Source organism: Sphingomonas sp. G-3-2-10 (genome assembly GCF_012927115.1).
GTDB lineage: Bacteria > Pseudomonadota > Alphaproteobacteria > Sphingomonadales > Sphingomonadaceae > Sphingomonas.
Genome location: NZ_JABBFY010000001.1, coordinates 1,677,642 through 1,694,955 on the forward strand (window position 1 = coordinate 1,677,642; position 17,314 = coordinate 1,694,955).

Sequence of the window (17,314 nt, forward strand, 5' to 3'; positions counted from 1 at the left end):
CGTCATCGCCTTGCCGGTGGCCCCGTGTCCGATAGGCTGCGCGGCCATAAGGCACGATCAACGAGGCAGGCTGTGGCAGAGGATGTGAAGGCGGCGCGCCGTTCGGTTCCGTTCGAGGTGACCAACCCCGAGCGCATCCCGACGAAACGCTATTACGACGAGGCATTCTTCAAGGCCGAGGCCGACAATCTGTGGCCGCATGTCTGGCAGATGGCGTGCCGGCTGGAGCAGATTCCCAACCTTGGCGACTGGGTGGAATATTCGATCCTCGGCAAATCGGTGATCGTCGTGAACACCAAGGATGGGGTGAAGGCGTTCCACAATGCCTGCCGCCATCGCGGCGTGCCGTTCGCGGCCGAAGGCGGGCACGGCAACTGCAAGACCCAGGGCTTCATCTGCCCCTTCCACGGCTGGCGCTGGAACAGCGAGGGGCAGAACACCTTCGTCTATGGCCGCCATATGTTCAGCGAGGATCAGCTAGATTCGGCCGATCTGGCCCTGCGCGAATGCCGGGTGGAGACGGCTTTGGGCTGCGCTTTCATCAATTTCGACAAGGACGCCCCGTCGTTCCGCGAGACGATCGGCCCGGTGGTCGACCGGCTGGAAGCGCATGGCGCGAGCAAGCTGAAGGCCGAATGGTGGTATGCCACCGTGCTGCCCGCCAACTGGAAGATCGCGATGGAAGCCTTCATGGAAGGCTATCACGTGATGCGCACCCATCCGCAGCTGCAGCAGGCAGCGCCGATGCTCTACAATTCGATGTACGGCATGGACACCGGCGGGATCGGCGTTCCGATCAATCCGAACCTCGACGTGAAGGGCAATATCGCCGCGCAGATCAAGCATCTGGGGCTGCTGAGCGACGGCATGGCGGGCATGGTCCACGCCAAGGAAGTCGAGATCGCCAGCCAGATCACCGACATCCAGGTCGAGGATCCGCAGATGGCGATCATGCACTGGTTCGGCGCGGTGAACCACCAGATCACCGAGCAGCTCCGCGCGCGCGGGGAGGACGTGCCGGACCTGAACGCGGTCGCGGTGTCGGACCCGATCCACGCGGTCGAGTTCATCTTCCCGCACTATTTCCTGCTGCCGATGTTCAGCTCGATGTCGAGCTATCGCATCCGCCCGCTGGGACCGGAGACGTGCATCTTCGAACTCTGGTCGCTGACCCATGTCGCCGAGGGCGCCGAGCATGAATCGCCCAAGGAGCCGGTAATGCTCCCCTATGACAGCGACCAGTTCCCGCCGATCCCGCGTCAGGATTATGCGAACATCCCGATCCAGCAAAAGGGCCTGCATGCCGACGGGTTCGAGTTCATGCGGCTTTCGAAGGATATCGAGGGGCTGATCAGCAACTATAACCGGATCATCGACGGCCATCTGAAGGGCGTACCCGCCGACAAGCTGGCCGGGGCGACCAACATGCTGGGCGGCAATTTCGACGGGAAGATTTTCGAGTTCGAATTCTGACGGCGGCGGCGGTTTCGCATGGCTGATTTCGTCGATGTCGCGGGCGTGGCGGACGTGCCGGAGGACGGCGCGATAGCGGTGACGACCGGCGGACAGGCGATCCTGATCTGCCACAGCGAGGGACGCTTCTTCGCGATCGAGAACCGCTGCTCGCACGCCGAACAGCCGCTCGATTGCGGGCGGGTGAAGCGCGGCTGGATCATGTGCCCGGCGCATGGCGCGCGGTTCGATCTGGAAAGCGGCGAGCCTATCAGCGGGCCGACCGATCGAGCGGTCGCAACGTTTGAAGTGCGGGTGATGGGCGAGCGGATCGAAGTCGCCATCTGAGGCCCTTCCATCGCCTTGCCGATATGTCGCGGGCTGCCTTGCGCGGGGCGTCGGGGCGGGCGCAGGTGGCGGAATGGACAAGGGAACCGAGCCACTGGAATCGCTGCGGCGCGAGGTTCGCGACTGGCTGGAAGCGAACGCGCCGAAGGACTGGCGCGCGGCCTGCACCGGCCATGCCGCGTTTCTCGACACCCAGCGCGGCTGGTTCGCGAAGCTGGCCGAGGGCGGATATGCCGTGCCCCACTGGCCGGCCGAATGGCCCGGCGGCGGACGGACTCTCGCCGAGCAGAAGGTGATCTACGAAGAGCTGGCGCGGGCCGACACCCCTCGCCTGCTGCTGTCGTTCATGTCGACCTATCACGCCGCCAGCACCCTGTTCGAATGGGGCAGCGCGGCGCAACAGGCGCATTACATCCCGCGCATCCTTCAGGGTGAAATCTGGTGCCAGGGCTTCTCCGAGCCCAATGCCGGATCGGATCTCGCCGCGCTGCGATGCCGGGCCGAACGGCGCGGAGACGTCTATGTCGTCAACGGGCAGAAGCTCTGGTCGACGATGGGCCAGTTCGCCGACAAATGCCTGTTGCTGGTGCGCACCAGCAGCGAAGGCGCGAAGCAGGCCGGGCTCACCTACCTCCTGCTCGACCTGAAGGCGAAGGGCGTCACCGTCCGCCCGATCCACCAGATTCACGGCGACGAGGAATTCGCCGAAGTCTTTCTCGACGACGTCGAAGTGCCGGTCGCCGACAGGCTGGGCGAGGAAGGCCAAGGCTGGGCCGTGGCGCAATCCACCCTCTCCTCCGAGCGCGGGTTGACGCTGATGGAGTTGAGCGCGCGGATGCGCGGCAGCCAGTGGCGCATCGCCGACCTGATCCGTGCGAGCGGACGCGAGGAGGATGCGGGCGTGCTGCGCGATTTCGGACGGCTGGCGACCAAGATCGATGCGGCCGTCGCCATCGCCGACCAGTTCCTCGCCAATCGCATCGCGGGCGAGGAGCGCGTGGGCGACGCGTCGCTGGTCAAGCTCACCTATTCGCGCACCCTGCGCGCCTTCACCGATCTGGGCGTCCGGCTGGGCGGGATCGGCGCGCAATATCATGAACCGATCGTGTTCGGTGGCGGCATGGAGACCGGCAACTGGATGGCCGATTTCATGAACAGCTATGCCTGGACCATCGCAGGCGGCAGCGACGAGGTTCAGCGCAACATCATCGCCGAACGCCTGCTGGGAATGCCGCGCGAGCCCAAGGGCTGGACCGTGGGAGCGGCGGCATGACCCTGACCCGCACCGAGCTGGAAGAAGCCGCACGCAAGGCATTCGAAGGCGCGCTTGCCGAGGACCGCTGGTCGATGATCGCCGACATGGGCCTGTTGATGGCCGCAGTCCCCGACGCGCGCGGCGGACTGGGCCTTGGCGGCGAAGCCGTCGGCGCGATCCATGTCGAACTGGGCCGCGCGCTCGTATCGGGACCGGCGATCGCACAGATGATGGCGATCGAAGCGCTGGCCGGCAGCGATGCGCCCGCAGAATTGCTCGATCGCGCGATGGCCGGCGACGTGATGACCGCTTCGCTCGCGGCCGACGGGACCCTCACCTGCGTCCCCGATGCCGACCGGGCCAGCCATATGCTGGTGGCCGAGCCGGGCCGCGTGGCGCTGGTCCCGCTCGACGGCGCGACGATCACCCCGCGCGAAACATGGGACCGGACGCGGCGGCTGTTCGACGTGGCCCCCTCGGACGACCGGATCGTGCTGGCGGAAGGATCGGCGGCCGACGCACTGGCCGAGCGTATCGAACGGCTGATGCTGCTGGCGCTGGCCGGGGATTCGCTGGGCGGCGCGGACGCGATCCTGACCCTGACGATCGACTATCTGAAGACCCGGCGGCAGTTCGATCGCCCGCTGGCGCTGTTCCAGGCGCTGAAGCATCGCGTCGCGGACATGAAGACCCAGCTTGCCGCTGCCGATGCGCTGTTCCGCGCACGTGCGGCAGGCCAAGCGTCGCTTGTCGAGATCGGCGCGCTGAAGGCGCATGCCACGACCGTTTATCGCGCCATCGCCGAGGAAGCCGTGCAGCTCCACGGCGGCATCGGTCTGACGATGGAGCATCACTGCCATTTGTTCCTCAAGCGCGCGACGCTGAACGCCGCGCTGGGGGGCGATGCCGATCGCCGGGAAGCGGCGGCGGGAAGAGAAAAGCTCGCACGGGCATTCGCCTGATCGCGGGACGAACGAGGAGAGCGGAATGAAGCGGGTAGCGGTGATCACTGGCCTGGCGGCGCTGGCCGCTGCCCTCCCGGCACAGGCGCCGGCGCAGCAAGCGGCTCCGGCCACGGCTGGCGCGGAAGATGCGATGTTCCGCGAACCCTATATCGACGTGGACGAATGGCGCGACGGGCCGGTGCGGCACCGCTACGTCCACGGCGGGTTCAGGGGAACCGAGGCCCGCTTCTCCTTCTACTTCCCCGAAAAGGCGCGCTATCGGGGCCGGTTCTTCCAGCATATCACCCCCGTGCCCGACAGCGAGAACCTCGCGCAGCAAATGCCTGCGGGCGAGGAGAACAAGATCGGCTTCGCGATCGATTCCGGCGCCTATTTCGTCGAGACCAATGGCGGCGGGCGCAACATGGTCGGCGCGCCGGGCAAGCCGAACGACTTCACCATCTCGGCCTATCGCGCCAATGCCGCCGCGGCGCGCTATTCACGGGTGGTCGCGCAGAAGATGTACGGCGGGAAGCGGCCCTATGGCTATGCGTTCGGCGGCAGCGGCGGCGGGTTCCGCACCGTGGGCGCGATCGAGAATACGCAGGGCGTGTGGGACGGCGTCGTCCCCTATGTGCTCGGATCGCCAATGGCCCCACCCAACATGTTCACGGTGCGGATGCGGGCGATGCGCATCCTCGACGCCAAGTTCCCGCAAATCCTCGACGCGGTCGAGCCGGGCGGCAGCGGCGATCCCTATGCCGGGCTGACACCGGAGGAGGCATCGGTGCTGCGCGAAGTGACAGCGATGGGTTTCCCCGCGCCGTCATGGTTCGGGTACAAGACGATGGGCATCCACGGCTTCGCCGCGCTCTATGGCGGGATGCTGATGGCCGACGCGGGCTATTTCACCGATTTCTGGACCAAGCCCGGCTATCTCGGCCACGACGACCCGAAGTCGTTCGAAGGCGCCCGGATGCAGCACAAGACGACGGTGGCGACGTCGATCACGCTGGGCGAGGCACAGCGAACGGGCCTGAACACCAGCGTGGTCAACGGCATCCGCTTCGGCGGCGTGGATACCGCGTTCGGCGCGCTGCAGGGCGCCGAGGCCGAGCGCGTGGTCGCCTATCGGCTGACGAATGCGCCGCCGGCGATGTTCTTCCTCGGCGGGGACCTGATTGTGATCGATGGCGAGGCCAAGGGAAAGCGGCTGACCGTCGCGCGGATCGCGGGCGATGTGGTGATCCTCGGCGTGGCGGAGGCCGATGTCGCGGCGAAGATCAAGGCCGGCGACACGGTACAGGTCGACAACAGCAACTTCCTCGCGGCGGAGACCTATCACTGGCATCAGGTGCCCGCGCCCGATGCCGGCTATCCGATGTGGGACCAGTTTCGTGGGAGCGACGGCAAGCCCCGCTATCCGCAGCGGGCGTTCCTGCTCGGCCCGCTGTTCACCGCGGCGACCACGGGCAAGCCGTTCGGCCAGCCGCCGATGACCGGCAAGTTCAGCGGCAAGATGATCCTGGTCGAATCGCTGTGGGATCGCGAAGCGATGCCGTGGCAGGCCGACTGGTATCGCCAGCGGGTCGAAGCCGCAGGCGGCGGCGCGAACTTCCGCGTGTGGATGACCGATCACGCGCTGCACGGCGACGATGCGGGTCAGGAAGATCCGACGCGCACCGTCAGCTATCTCGGCGTGCTGCATCAGGCGCTGCGCGACCTGTCGCTATGGGTCGAGAAGGGCGTCGCTCCGCCGGCCAGCACCAGCTACCGGATCGTCGACGGGCAAGTGATCGTGCCCGCGACCGGCAAGGCGCGGCACGGCATCCAGCCGGTGGCGAATGTGACTGCCAATGGCGGAATCCGTGCCGATGTTGCGGCCGGTCAGACGGTGAATTTCGCGGCCACGGTCGAGGTACCGGCGGGCACGGGCAAGCTGGTCTCGGCCGAATGGGATTTCGACGGCAGCGGCAAGTTCGCGGTGAAGTCGCGGATCGTGCCGGGAGACCGCGTGACGATCCGCACCACCTATCGCTTCACGAAGCCCGGCACCTATTTCCCCGCATTGCGGGTCGCGTCCCAACGGCAGGGCAATCGCATGACGCCCTATGCCCGCATCCAGAATCTCGGGCGGGTTCGGGTAGTGGTGAAGTAATCCCGTCTTCGTCACCCCGGCCTTGTGCCGGGGTCCACCAGGCGGCTGGGGGAGAAGCAAGAGCCTCTTGCCCAGCGCACGCTGCACAGTGGCCCCCGGCACAAGGCCGGGGTGACGGTCGGTATTTGAGACGAGGTTAACCCATCATGCCCTTCACCGTCTCGACGATCGCTTCGGGCGAAGTCACGAACGCATCCTCGAGCGGCTTCGAGAAGGGCACCGGCGAGTAAGGCCCGCCCAGACGCCGCACCGGCGCCTTCAATTGCCCGAACAATTCCTCGTTGATGGTCGCGGCGATTTCCGCACCGGGGCCGAAATTGCGGATCGCCTCATGGACGATCAGCGCACGGCCGGTCTTGGCGACCGACGCGAGCACGGCTTCGCGATCCCAGGGCGATATGGTGCGCAGATCGATGATCTCGGCCGAGATGCCGGCTTCGGCCAGCCCCGCCAGCGCCATCTGGCAACGCATCACCATCGTCGAATAGCTGATGATCGTGACGTCGCTGCCTTCCTGCACGACCTTGGCCTTGCCCAGCGGAATCGCACCCTGATCGGCGGGCACATCGCCCGGAATGAACAAAGTCCCGCCGGTCTCGACGAACAGCACCGGATCGGGATCGGCGATCGCGCCGAGCAGCAGGCCCTTATAGTCCGCCGGGTTCGACGGGCAGACGACCTTGATCCCCGCGGCATGAGCGAACCACCCCTCGAGATGATCGGCATGCTGGCCGGCGGTCTGCCAGCCCGCGCCGGTCAGGGTGCGGATCACCATCGGCACGCTGGTCTGCCCGCCGGACATGAAGCGCAGCTTGGCCGCATGGTTGAAGATCATGTCCATCGCGACGGTGGTGAAGTTCATCAGCATGATCTCCGCCACCGGCTTGTAGCCGTTGATCGCCGCGCCGATCGCCGCGCCGATGATCGCCTGTTCGGAGATCGGCGTGGTGCAGACGCGATCGGTACCGAACTTGCTGGAAAGCCCGCGCATCGTCCCGGTCACGCCGCCGCCTTCGCGATCGGCGATGTCCTCGCCGAGCACCAGCACCTTCGGATCGGCTTCCATCGCTTCGAACATCGCAGCGTTGATCGCCTGGATGGCGTTCATCTTGACCATCTCGCTCATGCCGGAATCTCCTCGGCAAAGACATCGCGGCGCAGTTCGTCGGCGCTCGGGAAGGGACTGTTCAGGCCGAATTCCTGCGCGTCGGCGATCTCGGCTTCGATATCGGACTGGAGCCGATCGAGCTGCGCTTCGGTCGCATGACCATCGGCGATCAGCTTCGCGCGGAACGCGGGCAGCGGATCCTTGGCCATCGCCGCCTCCTTCTCTTCCTTCGTCATGTAGAAATCGTCGTCGCCCAGCACGTGGCCGTGGAAGCGGAAGGTCTTGCATTCGAGCAGGGTCGGACCCTCCCCGTTCCGGGCGCGGGCGATCGCGCTATGGGCGGCGGCGAACATCGCTTCGGGGTCGTTACCGTCCACCGTATAGCCCGGCATCCCATAGCCCGCCGCACGCTTCGAAATCTGGTCGACCGAAGTCGCATTCTCGTACCGCGTATGCTCGGCGAAGCCGTTATTCTGGCACACGAAGATCACCGGCAGCTTCCACACCGACGCCAGGTTCAGGCTCTCGTGGAACGCGCCGATGTTCGACGCGCCGTCGCCGAAATAGGCGATCGCGACGCGCTTGCTGCCGTCGAGCTTCGCGGCCCAGGCAAGGCCGTTGGCGATCGGCATCGACGATCCGACCACGCCGGTGGTGACCATCACCCCGCTGGGCGGATGGGTCAGGTGCATCGGCCCGCCCTTGCCTTTGCAGGTGCCGTCGATCCGGCCGGCGATCTCGGCCCAGAGCGGGCGCAGCGGCATGTCCTTCGCGACCATATCGTGGATGCCGCGATAGATGGTGCAGATCTGGTCGTCGGGGTTGAGCAGCGACGAGATGGCCGACGGGATCACTTCCTGACCGCGCGCCGAATAATAGGGCATGGTCAGCCGCCCCAGCCGGACGGTCTTGCGGATCGCCTCGTCGTTGCGCTCGATCCGGATCATGCGGCGGTAGATATCTACCAGCTGCTCCCCGGTCGGCGCCGGCGCATTGCTCAGCTCTGCCATTGCATCCTCGAATTCGGTTTGTCGTTCCCGCGATTTTCGAGGGCGGGCGGGGTCAGGTCAATCGAACCCGCCCAATCGCGCCACGGCGATATTTTGCGGGATCTGGGGGTGTTTTGGTGACTTTCCGGGGCATTCGAATAGCAATCGCGGGATGACCGAGAACAAGCCCGTCGACGAAGCCGCGAACCGCGTGGTCGCGCTGGAAGCAGAGCTGGAAAGCGCGGGCGAAGCCAGCACCGCTGGCGACGATCTGAGCTTCATGCGCGCTGCGCTGCACGATTGGGTAGAGACGGTGGTGGGCGTGGTTTCCTCGCCCGGCGTGGGACGCGTGACGCTGATCCACGCGAACGGACACCAGTCGAAGATCGCATCGCCGGAATTGCCGTATCTGCTGTCGCGACCGGCGAAGTTCGAGGGTTAGTCCCCGAATACGCGAGCGCTGGCTGCGCCGATCGCGATAGCGCGCTTCCGGCGGTCCGCCGCCGACGTCAGCCCGAAGGCGGGTGCTTCGTCCTCAAGTCCCCAGTTGAGCACCGGGCCATGCGACAATCGTTCCAATCCCAGCGCCGCGACATCCTCAGGTCGGGCAATGCCGTCGGGAACCGGCAGGTCCTTTTCGCCGAGCAGGGCGCGGAGTGCGGGCGTGTCGGTCATGCCCATCACCAAAGTCAGCACATCGACGCCATGTTCGCGCAATTCGTCCCACAGTCCCTCCGCGAAGGTCAGAGTGAAGGCCTTGCTCGCCGAATAGGCGGCCATGAAGCGCGAGCCGCCATAGCATGCGCCCGAATTGACCAGCAGGATCCCGCCGCGCCCGCGATCCCGCATTGGGCGGGCGAAATGATGGACGCAGCCGAGCATCGTCAGGTCGTTGCGCCGGATCAAGTCGAGCCAGACGCCGATATCGCGATCGAGGAAGCGCGCGCCGTTGGGATCGGCCCCGGCATTGCTGATGAACAGCCCGACCTCGCGATCGCCTGTGGCTTCGGCGATCCGGTCGATCGCATCGGGTGCGGCGAGATCGATCGTGGCGTGCACGCAATCAATACCGAACTCTGCCCGGATCTCGTCGGCCAGCGCGGCCAGCGGCGCTTCCCGGCGGGCGACAAGGATCGAGGCGATACCTTTTGCAGCCAGCGCCCGAGCGAACGCGCGGCCAGTGCCTTCTGAGGCGCCGGTCACCACCGCCCATGAACCATAGCGCGCGGCGAACTCGGTCACACCTGGTTGCCCAGCCCTGCCGCGTGCTTCGCGGCGATGTAGCCGAAGGTCAGCGACGGGCCGATGCTGGCGCCTGCGCCGGGGTAGCTGGTGCCCATCACTGATGCGGTCGAGACGCCCGTCGCATAGAGGCCCACGATCGGATTGCCGTCGGCGTCCACCACCCGGCCCTGTGCGTCGGTGACCGCGCCGCCATAGGTGCTGACGTCGCCGGGGACGACGGGGACGGCGTAGAAGGGTCCCTTTTCGATCGTGCCGAGTGCGCGGTTGGGGCCGTGGTACGGGTCGCCGAGCCAAGCGTCGTACGCGGTCTCGCCGCGGTGGAAATCGGCATCCTCGCCCGCCGCGACGAAGCCGTTCCAGCGTGTGACCGTCGCCGCCAGCGCGGCGGGCTTGATGCCGATGAGTGCGGCCAGCGCCTCGATTGTATCGGCCTTGTGGAGATAGCCCTGCTCGATCCAGCCGGCGGGAATCTTCTTGTCGATCCATTTGTCGGCGACCTTGTACGTCGCGACATATTGCGCATCGAGGATCGCCCAGCTCGGCACCGCGGGGACGCTGGCGTTCCGCTTCAGCATCGTCTCGCAATAGAGCTCGTACGAGCCGCCTTCGTTCATGTAGCGCTCGCCCGACTGATCGACGAGGATCGCGTGCGGCTTGCCCGTCAGGCCCTGTCCCGGCGGGGTGACGTACATTTTCTCCCATCCAGGTGCGGGCGTGGTCTGATAGCCGACCATCTGGTCCATCTGCGCGAGCACGCCGCCGATCCGCTCCATCTCGACCAGCATCTCGCCGGTATCGCCTTCGGGCGTCTGCGACCATTCGGCGCGGGTGCCGGGCATGTAGCGATCGCGCATCGTCTGGTTCTGCGCGAAGCCGCCGGCATTGATCAGGACGCCGAGCCCCGCGCCGATACGGCGGGACTTGCCCTCATGCGACACGACGACGCCGGTGACCTTGCCATCCTCCAGGATCAATTCGGAAACCGGGCTGTCGGTGCGGAACTCGACGCCCGCCGCCAGCGATGCCTTGAGCATCCGCCCCTGCAATGCCGCGCCCGCAGTGACGTAATGCTGGCCCTTCAACCGCGTCCAGATGGTGCGCAGGATTACCCGCGTCTGCGCCTTTTTCAGCGCGGGATCGCGGCGGATATAGTTGAGCTTCATCGCGTCGTTCAGGCGCACCGGAAACTCCGCGAACCCCTTGCGCAGTTTCTTCGCCCACGCGCCCAGTTCCTTCTTGTCGAAAGGCGCGGCGGTGACCGTCCGGCTGGTTTTGCAGCCGCCGGGCAGCGCGTCATAATAATCGGGCCAGAAGTCCGAAGCGCGTTCCAGCGCGACGCCCCGGCCGACCAGGAAGTCGACCATGCGCGACGCCTGATCGACATAGGCCAGCCGCTTCTCGCGCGTTGAGCCCGGCGTGTCGCCGCCTTCCTTCTCCGCCAGCGCGTCGAGATAGGTGATCGCGGCTTCGGCGCTGTCCGGGTCGCCCGCTTCGCGCATGAAGCGATTGTTCGGCACCCAGATGACGCCGCCCGATTTGGCGGTGGTGCCGCCGAGGAACGGTTCTTTCTCGAGCACGAGGACCGACTTTCCCGCCGTGCGCATCACCAGCGCCGAGGCCATCGATCCCGCGCCGCTGCCGACGACGACCCAGTCGAAATGCTCGTCGAACCCGCCCATCGCCCGCTCAGCCGATCGTGCCGAGGACCGTGCCGACTTCATAGGTCTCGCCCGCCGGGGCGAGAATGCGCAGGATGCCGCTGGCCGGGGCTTCGACTTCGTTGGCCGACTTGTCGGCTTCGAGCAGGTAGAGCGGCTGGCCCTCGGTGACTTCCGATCCATCCTCGGCCAGCCATTCGGCGATCTCGCCTTCGGTCATCGAGAAGCCGATCTTGGGAAGCAGGATTTCGGTGGCCATGAGTCGATCCTTCGGGATGGCGATTGTACTTTCCACCGTGAGTATCGCGCCGCCGAAGCGGGACAATCCCCGCGCCCCGCATATCACCCGCGCGATGGCATCCCGGCTCAATACCCCCGCGTGTCGGTCCAGTCCTCGGTCTCGCCGGGCTTGTAGGTCTTGCCGGGGATGCGCCCCGACTTGGTCTTCAGATCGAAGCCGATCTGGTCCGCCCCGCCCTCGATCTGCACGCCGAACGCCGACAGCCCCCAGCTGGTCATGACATAATGGCCGACCGACATGACCAGATCCATCATCTGGCGCGTGTCGAAATAGCCGGAGAGCGTCGCCCAGGTCGCGTCGCTCAGATTGCCATCGGCGATCAGTTCGTCGACCGAACGAAGCACGGCGGCGTCCTGCTCGTTCCAGTCGCCGCCATCGGGAAAGTCGCGGATCGCGCCGATCTCCTCGAGGGTCAGCCCGGCGTTCAGGCCATAGCCGACATGGTTGTGCCATTCGTACGCCGACTTCACCCGCCACGCGACGCGCAGGATGATGAGTTCGAGGAAGCGCGTGCCGAGCGTGTTGCCCATCAGCAGATGCTTCGACCAGATATTGTAAGGCTGGGTCATCGCCGGGTGATTGGCGAGCACCATCATCACATTGGTCTTCGACCCTTCCTCCCACGCATTGGGCTCGCCCCAGAAGGCGAAGACTTCGCGCGCATCGTCCGTCCACTCGCTACGCGGCAGCGGGAGGATGCGGGGCTTGATGTCGCTCATTTGGAGGCTCCGTTGGCAGGTTCGAGCGCGGCGGCTTCGACAGCGCAATCGCGAACCGGTGGTTTGGCGCTGCGCGCCTCGACGCGGGCAGCAGCGAGATCGGCGGTGAAGGCAGGATCAGCGTGGAGCCGGGCGAGCGCGACCGTCGCGGTGACGCGGCCTTCCTCGACATCGCTCAGCCAGTGCGCGTTGCAGATGCGGCGGCTGTCGCCGAACGCCCTGCCCCGCGCGATGAGCAGGGCCGCGCGATCGGGCAGCAGCTCGGCAAGGATCATCGACCAGCCGAAACCGATCGCGCTGTGGCCCGAGGGATAGGAGCCGTCGCGACGGAGCATCGGTTCCCAATCGGGCGTACAGCTGGGCTGCTCGTTGACCATGAACGGACGCGGGCGCGCATAGGTGCGCTTCGCGACGCTGCCCGAAAGGCCGAAATCGGCGATGGTCCGGCGCAACAGGCGATCGAGCAACGGCGTGCTTGCCCGGCCGATATCGATGCCAGCCGCACAGGACAGCGCACCGGTCGCGCCGGGGCCGAACAGATCGGCATCCGACGTCGCCAGCGACCAGCGCGGCGTGCCCCGCAGCGCGAGCGCGGTGCGGGCGCCTTCGATATCCCGCGCCTCGGCCGGCGAGCCGGACGCAGGCGGCGGCGGAGTCAGGCCGAGCATGGCGGGGACCGGAGCGGGATCGAGATAGCCTTTCTCCATCCGCGGCGCGGGCGCGGCCTGCTGCGAGAGTGCCGGAACGGCTGCGGTCAGGGCTGCGGCAATCAGAAAAATACGGATCACGGGACCTCTCAATGAAATGCCGGAGCGGACGTGCCGCGATCGCCGTCCATCCGCGTTTCGGCATCGCCGAAATCGGCGCGGCAGGTGCGACCGGCCAGCCAGCTCAGCAATGTGCTCGGCACGCCGACGATCAGCGCCCAGCGCATGGCGACGCCCAGCGATTGCTCACCATAAACCGGGTTGAGCAGGTCGCTGAGCAAGCCGATCAGCACCGGCCCCGCGCCCATGCCGATCACGTAGATGGTGACCATCAGCAGCGCGACGGCGGTGGCGCGCGAATGGACCGGGGCGAGCGCGGTGACGGTCCACATCATCGGCGCGGCGGAGATGCCGCCGATCAGCATCTGCAGGCCGAACAGCGGGAACACATTGTCGGCCGGTCCGGTGAGGATGATATAGCCGAGGCCCGTGGCCAGCGCGCCACTGATCATCATCGTCCAGACGTACCAGCGCTTGTCCCACCGCCCGAGCAGGTCGCTCAGCGGCCCGCCGACCGTGTGGCCGATCACCGATCCGAGGAACAATGCGCCGCCCATCTGCAGGCCGGTGACGTGCGCGGGGATACCGTGGGTGCGCTCCATAAAGGCAGGCGCCCAGCCGATCATCCCGGCGGTCATCACCGTGTTGAGCGCGGCCGCGCCGATCAGCAGCGGCAAGGTGCGGATCGCGAGCAGTTCGCGCACCGCGTCGCGGAACGGGGTCGGCTTCACTTCACCCGAAAAGCCGTCGGCAAGGCCGGGACGCGGATCGCGCAGGGTGAACCAGACAATCGGCGCGAGGATCAGGCTGGGAATGCCGGCCAGCAGCATCGCGTTGCGCCAGCCGAATTCCTTCCCCGCCCAGCCGCCCAGCGCCGGGCCGATCAGCATTCCGAGCGACGCGCCGAGCAGGAAGATGGCCAACGCGGTGGCGCGCTGCTTCGGCGGGAAGATATCGGCGACCCACGCCTGGGACGGCGCAGTGAAGCTGCCTTCGCCAAGGCCGATGCCGGCGCGGCCGATCAGGAGAATCCAGAAATTCCTGGCAAGGCCGCAGATCATCACCGCGATGCCCCAGACGACCGCGGCGGCGGCGATGATCTTGCGCTTCGAATGACGGTCGGCAAGGCGCGCAACGGGGATGACCGCCAGCACATAGACCGCCGTGATCGCAAGGTCCTTGACCATGCCGAGCTGCGTGTCGCTGAGGCCCAGATCGCGGCGGATCGGCTCGACCAGCACCGACATCATATAGCGTTCGGCCATCACCGATGCCGATACGAGGATCATCACGAACAGGAACCACGACCGATAGGCCATGCCGGGCAGCTTCTCGCCCGGAGAACTGACTTGGGCGTCGCTCATGATCGTTCCTCTCCTCGCGCGGGGCTACATGGCCGCCGTGTCGATGGTCGGGCGTATCAGCATCTGCGAGACGTTCACACGCGGCGGGAGCGCGGCGATGAAAAGGATCGCCGAAGCGATGTCCTCGGGCTGCATCGCGCCGTCCTTTGCGACGTGCTGGCTCATTGCCGCGCGCATCGTGGGATCGCTGATCCCGCCCGCGACTTCGGTCGCCGTCGCGCCGGGTTCGACGATGCTGACGCGAATCCCCGCGCCGCCGACTTCCTGCCGCAGCCCTTCGGTCAGGCCGGTCAGCCCGAACTTGCTGGTCGAATAGGGACCGAATATCCCGGCGGCCCGCCGTCCGGCGGTGGACGAGATGTTGATGATGTCGCCCGATCCCTGTGCCTTCATCGGGCCGATCGCCGCCTTGCAGGTATAGAGCGTGCCGAGCAAATTGATGTCGATCACCCGGCGCCATTCGTCGAGCGGCAGGCTCTCGACACCGCCCGCCTGAATGACGCCCGCCGAATTGACGAGGATGTCGATGCGGCCCAGCCGGGCGATGGTCTCCTCGACGGCAGCGGTCGCATCGGCTTCGGACGAGACATCGCCGGGGATTGCGACTGCCCTGCCCCCGGCTGCGGCGATGCGCGCGACGAGGCCTTCGAGACGCTCGGCGCGGCGGGCCGACAGCGCGACGGCGGCGCCTGCTTCGGCCAGCGCGAGGGCAGCCGCTTCGCCGATTCCCGAGGATGCGCCGGTGACCAGCGCGACCTTGCCCGCCAATATGCCCGTCATGATCGCTCTCCTTTCGGGAAAGGTGTGACCCTGGCCGTGCGGGGTAAAGCCGGGCGGCATGAATAGCGCCGGAGCGATTGACGCCCGGCGTCTCCAGCCTGTTATGACCGGACAAAAGGCGGCTCGAAGCGCCGGCAGGGAGAAGGTGATGGCGTCGCCATATTGGGATGAGCTGCGGGTCCATTGGAGACCGTTGCTGGCGGCGACGCTGGGTCTTGGCGTGGGGATCGGGCTGAACGCCTATACTGCCGGACTGTTCGCGCCGAAGCTGATCGCCGAGTTCGGCTGGAGCCGGGCGCAGTTCGCGCTGATCGGCAGCTTCGCGCTGCTGATGATCGTGCTGCAGCCGATCACCGGACGGCTCACCGACCGGTTCGGGGTGCGGACCGTCGCGATGGCGGGCGTGCTGGCCAGCCCCATCCCCTATGCCGCGCTGTCGTTCCAGAGCGGCGATATCCGCCTCTTCTTCGCGATCACGCTGATGCAGGTCGTGATCGGCACGCTGACCACCACGCCGGTCTGGTCGCGCATCGTCGCCGAACGGTTCGACTTGGCCCGCGGCCTTGCCTTCTCGATCGTGATGACCGGGCCGCCTCTGGCCGGCGCATTGCTGGTGCCGGTGCTGGGCGCGGTGATCGAAGCGGAGGGATGGCGCGCGACATGCCTCGTGCTGGCGTTCGTGTCCCTGGTATTCGGATCGGTCGCGGTGGCGCTGACACCGAAGGGCCTGCCACATGCGAAAGTGACGGCGGAGCCGGTGGAGCTGGAGCCGGTCGCATTTCCGCCCGTGATCGACGGCCCCTCCCCCGTCGCCCCGACACAGGCGCTGCTGCGGATGCCCGCCTTCTGGGTGCTGATGGCGGCGATGGTGCTGGTCAATGTGCCCCAGAGCCTGTTCTCGCATCAGATCAAGCTGGTGCTGATCGACAGCGGCGCGAGCGCGCAGGCCGCGACCTGGCTGATCTCCGCCTTTGCAATCGGCGTGGTGGTGGGGCGGTTCGCTTGCGGCGTGACGCTGGACCGCTACCGGCCCTATCTGGTGGCGGCGGTGGCGCTGGGCGTCCCGGCGATCGGCATGGTGATGCTGGCCTCGCCCATCGATGCGACAGCGGTGCTGCTGCTTTCGGTCGTGGTGCTGGGGCTGGCACAGGGCGCGGAGGGAGACATCGCCGCGTATCTGGTGTCGCGACGGTTCGGGCTGGGGGTGTTCAGCCTCGTGCTCGGCTTTGTCGGCGCGGCGACCGCCGCGGGGCTCGCGATCGGATCGCTGCTGCTCAGCCTCACGCTGAAGTGGTGGGACAGCTACACGCCCTTCCTGCTGCTGTGCGCGGTACTGACGCTAATCGGAGCCGCGCTGTTCCTGACGCTCGGTCGCGATCCGGAGGCAGCGGCATGAGCCGGACTGCGGTGGTCACCGGCGCAAGCGCGGGGATCGGCAAGGCAGCGGCGAAGGCGCTGCTGGCGCAAGGCTGGCGCGTGATCGGCGTGGGCCGCGATGCCGCACGATGCGCGGCCACGGAAGCCGAACTGGGAGACGGTTTCGCGATGGTCCGCGCCGACCTGTCGCTGCTGGCCGAAGTCGCGCGGGCGGCCGACGAGATCGCAACGCTGGCGCCCCGGATCGACGCGCTGCTCAACAATGCCGGCGGCGTCTATGCCGATCGGATCGTGACGGCCGAAGGGCATGAAGCGACCTTCGCGGCGAACCATCTCGCGCCGTTCCTGCTGACCCGCAAGCTGATGCCGTATTTCGTCAAAGGCGCGCGGGTGATCGCAGTTTCCTCGACCGGGCACGAACATTGTCCCGCAATACGCTGGGACGATCTCGGCTTCGAGGACGGGTTCGTCGGCGGCGCGGCCTATTGTCATGCCAAGCTGGCGAATGTGCTGTTCGCACGCGAGCTGGCGGGGCAGTTCGGCGACCGGCTAGTGTCGCACGCGATGCATCCCGGCGTGGTGGACAGCAATTTCGCCAGCCACTGCGACGGCCCGATGCAGGCGTACATGGAGTCGATCCGCGATAAGGCGAACACGCCCGAGCAAGCCGCGGATACCCTGGTATGGCTGGCGAACGCCGACGAACCGGGGCGGAGCAATGGCCTCTATTTCCACCGCCGCGAAGCCATCGCCCCCTCCCCCGCCGCGCTTGACGACGATGCCGCCCGGCGGTTGTGGGACGTGAGCGAAAGGCTGACCGCCGACTATTAATCCTCCCCCTGGCAGGGG

The 17,314-nt window shown here is 66.7% G+C and carries 17 protein-coding genes; 8 read left to right on the forward strand and 9 right to left on the reverse strand.

Going from position 1 to position 17,314, the window contains the following annotated elements:
* Positions 1-72 precede the first annotated feature (72 nt).
* From HHL13_RS08320 to HHL13_RS08340, 5 genes are all read left to right on the forward strand, one after another.
* Entirely contained in the window at positions 73-1,473 is a 1,401-nt protein-coding gene (locus HHL13_RS08320; RefSeq protein ID WP_346775517.1) for an aromatic ring-hydroxylating dioxygenase subunit alpha, read from the forward strand.
* An 18-nt stretch (positions 1,474-1,491) separates the two neighbouring features.
* Entirely contained in the window at positions 1,492-1,800 is a 309-nt protein-coding gene (locus tag HHL13_RS08325) for a non-heme iron oxygenase ferredoxin subunit (protein WP_169555225.1), read from the forward strand.
* A gap of 73 nt (positions 1,801-1,873) precedes the next feature.
* On the forward strand, positions 1,874-3,073 hold the full coding sequence (locus HHL13_RS08330) for an acyl-CoA dehydrogenase family protein (RefSeq protein WP_169555226.1): 1,200 nt from the start codon (positions 1,874-1,876) through the stop codon (positions 3,071-3,073).
* Positions 3,070-4,017 (forward strand): acyl-CoA dehydrogenase family protein, encoded by a 948-nt coding sequence (locus tag HHL13_RS08335; RefSeq protein WP_169555227.1) that lies wholly within the window; start codon positions 3,070-3,072, stop codon positions 4,015-4,017. Before HHL13_RS08330 ends, HHL13_RS08335 begins: the two co-directional genes overlap by 4 nt.
* 25 nt (positions 4,018-4,042) lie before the next feature.
* A complete protein-coding gene (locus tag HHL13_RS08340; protein ID WP_169555228.1) occupies positions 4,043-6,157 on the forward strand; it encodes a PKD domain-containing protein in 2,115 nt (704 codons plus the stop codon).
* Positions 6,158-6,293: 136 nt separating this feature from the next.
* Here the strand turns inward: HHL13_RS08340 and HHL13_RS08345 are convergent, their stop codons facing one another.
* Complete coding sequence (locus HHL13_RS08345; protein ID WP_169555229.1) at positions 6,294-7,283, reverse strand: alpha-ketoacid dehydrogenase subunit beta; 990 nt, start codon at positions 7,281-7,283, stop codon at positions 6,294-6,296.
* On the reverse strand, positions 7,280-8,275 hold the full coding sequence (locus HHL13_RS08350) for a thiamine pyrophosphate-dependent dehydrogenase E1 component subunit alpha (RefSeq protein WP_169555230.1): 996 nt from the start codon (positions 8,273-8,275) through the stop codon (positions 7,280-7,282). The genes HHL13_RS08345 and HHL13_RS08350 overlap by 4 nt, the downstream gene beginning before the upstream one ends.
* 151 nt (positions 8,276-8,426) lie before the next feature.
* Here HHL13_RS08350 and HHL13_RS08355 point away from each other — a divergent pair, with 151 nt between their 5' ends.
* Positions 8,427-8,696: a hypothetical protein gene (locus tag HHL13_RS08355; RefSeq protein ID WP_169555231.1), complete on the forward strand. Its 270-nt coding sequence runs from the start codon at positions 8,427-8,429 to the stop codon at positions 8,694-8,696.
* Here HHL13_RS08355 and HHL13_RS08360 read toward each other — a convergent pair.
* The 7 genes from HHL13_RS08360 to HHL13_RS08390 all read right to left on the reverse strand — a co-directional run bounded on the left by HHL13_RS08360 (position 8,693) and on the right by HHL13_RS08390 (position 15,088).
* Positions 8,693-9,496: an SDR family NAD(P)-dependent oxidoreductase gene (locus HHL13_RS08360; protein WP_346775518.1), complete on the reverse strand. Its 804-nt coding sequence runs from the start codon at positions 9,494-9,496 to the stop codon at positions 8,693-8,695. The two genes, HHL13_RS08355 and HHL13_RS08360, sit on opposite strands and share 4 nt — an antisense overlap.
* A complete protein-coding gene (locus HHL13_RS08365; RefSeq protein ID WP_346775519.1) occupies positions 9,493-11,220 on the reverse strand; it encodes an FAD-dependent oxidoreductase in 1,728 nt (575 codons plus the stop codon). The genes HHL13_RS08360 and HHL13_RS08365 overlap by 4 nt, the downstream gene beginning before the upstream one ends.
* Positions 11,186-11,416, reverse strand: coding sequence for a lipoyl domain-containing protein (locus HHL13_RS08370; protein WP_169555232.1), 231 nt, complete (start codon positions 11,414-11,416; stop codon positions 11,186-11,188). Before HHL13_RS08370 ends, HHL13_RS08365 begins: the two co-directional genes overlap by 35 nt.
* 107 nt (positions 11,417-11,523) lie before the next feature.
* A complete protein-coding gene (locus HHL13_RS08375) occupies positions 11,524-12,177 on the reverse strand; it encodes a carboxymuconolactone decarboxylase family protein (RefSeq protein ID WP_169555233.1) in 654 nt (217 codons plus the stop codon).
* Positions 12,174-12,965, reverse strand: a complete 792-nt coding sequence (locus HHL13_RS08380) for a phosphatase PAP2 family protein (RefSeq protein ID WP_346775520.1) — start codon at positions 12,963-12,965, stop codon at positions 12,174-12,176. The genes HHL13_RS08375 and HHL13_RS08380 overlap by 4 nt, the downstream gene beginning before the upstream one ends.
* An 8-nt stretch (positions 12,966-12,973) precedes the next feature.
* Positions 12,974-14,308 (reverse strand): MFS transporter, encoded by a 1,335-nt coding sequence (locus HHL13_RS08385; protein WP_169555234.1) that lies wholly within the window; start codon positions 14,306-14,308, stop codon positions 12,974-12,976.
* A gap of 24 nt (positions 14,309-14,332) precedes the next feature.
* Complete coding sequence (locus HHL13_RS08390) at positions 14,333-15,088, reverse strand: SDR family NAD(P)-dependent oxidoreductase (RefSeq protein WP_169555235.1); 756 nt, start codon at positions 15,086-15,088, stop codon at positions 14,333-14,335.
* Positions 15,089-15,236: 148 nt separating this feature from the next.
* Here HHL13_RS08390 and HHL13_RS08395 point away from each other — a divergent pair, with 148 nt between their 5' ends.
* Both HHL13_RS08395 and HHL13_RS08400 read left to right on the forward strand, forming a co-directional pair.
* Positions 15,237-16,484: an MFS transporter gene (locus tag HHL13_RS08395; RefSeq protein WP_169555236.1), complete on the forward strand. Its 1,248-nt coding sequence runs from the start codon at positions 15,237-15,239 to the stop codon at positions 16,482-16,484.
* Positions 16,481-17,296, forward strand: coding sequence for an SDR family NAD(P)-dependent oxidoreductase (locus HHL13_RS08400; protein WP_169555237.1), 816 nt, complete (start codon positions 16,481-16,483; stop codon positions 17,294-17,296). The genes HHL13_RS08395 and HHL13_RS08400 overlap by 4 nt, the downstream gene beginning before the upstream one ends.
* Positions 17,297-17,314: the final 18 nt, after the last annotated feature.

What these genes read in the sequence shown, in the direction of transcription:
- HHL13_RS08390 (WP_169555235.1), bottom strand. Translation starts at nt 15,088, where the DNA reads ATGACGGGCATATTGGCGGGCAAGGTCGCGCTGGTCACCGGCGCATCC.
- HHL13_RS08355 (WP_169555231.1), top strand. Translation starts at nt 8,427, where the DNA reads ATGACCGAGAACAAGCCCGTCGACGAAGCCGCGAACCGCGTGGTCGCG.
- HHL13_RS08400 (WP_169555237.1), top strand. Translation starts at nt 16,481, where the DNA reads ATGAGCCGGACTGCGGTGGTCACCGGCGCAAGCGCGGGGATCGGCAAG.
- HHL13_RS08375 (WP_169555233.1), bottom strand. Translation starts at nt 12,177, where the DNA reads ATGAGCGACATCAAGCCCCGCATCCTCCCGCTGCCGCGTAGCGAGTGG.
- HHL13_RS08365 (WP_346775519.1), bottom strand. Translation starts at nt 11,220, where the DNA reads ATGAAGTCGGCACGGTCCTCGGCACGATCGGCTGAGCGGGCGATGGGC.
- HHL13_RS08345 (WP_169555229.1), bottom strand. Translation starts at nt 7,283, where the DNA reads ATGAGCGAGATGGTCAAGATGAACGCCATCCAGGCGATCAACGCTGCG.
- HHL13_RS08395 (WP_169555236.1), top strand. Translation starts at nt 15,237, where the DNA reads ATGGCGTCGCCATATTGGGATGAGCTGCGGGTCCATTGGAGACCGTTG.
- HHL13_RS08325 (WP_169555225.1), top strand. Translation starts at nt 1,492, where the DNA reads ATGGCTGATTTCGTCGATGTCGCGGGCGTGGCGGACGTGCCGGAGGAC.
- HHL13_RS08340 (WP_169555228.1), top strand. Translation starts at nt 4,043, where the DNA reads ATGAAGCGGGTAGCGGTGATCACTGGCCTGGCGGCGCTGGCCGCTGCC.
- HHL13_RS08385 (WP_169555234.1), bottom strand. Translation starts at nt 14,308, where the DNA reads ATGAGCGACGCCCAAGTCAGTTCTCCGGGCGAGAAGCTGCCCGGCATG.
- HHL13_RS08330 (WP_169555226.1), top strand. Translation starts at nt 1,874, where the DNA reads ATGGACAAGGGAACCGAGCCACTGGAATCGCTGCGGCGCGAGGTTCGC.
- HHL13_RS08335 (WP_169555227.1), top strand. Translation starts at nt 3,070, where the DNA reads ATGACCCTGACCCGCACCGAGCTGGAAGAAGCCGCACGCAAGGCATTC.
- HHL13_RS08370 (WP_169555232.1), bottom strand. Translation starts at nt 11,416, where the DNA reads ATGGCCACCGAAATCCTGCTTCCCAAGATCGGCTTCTCGATGACCGAA.
- HHL13_RS08350 (WP_169555230.1), bottom strand. Translation starts at nt 8,275, where the DNA reads ATGGCAGAGCTGAGCAATGCGCCGGCGCCGACCGGGGAGCAGCTGGTA.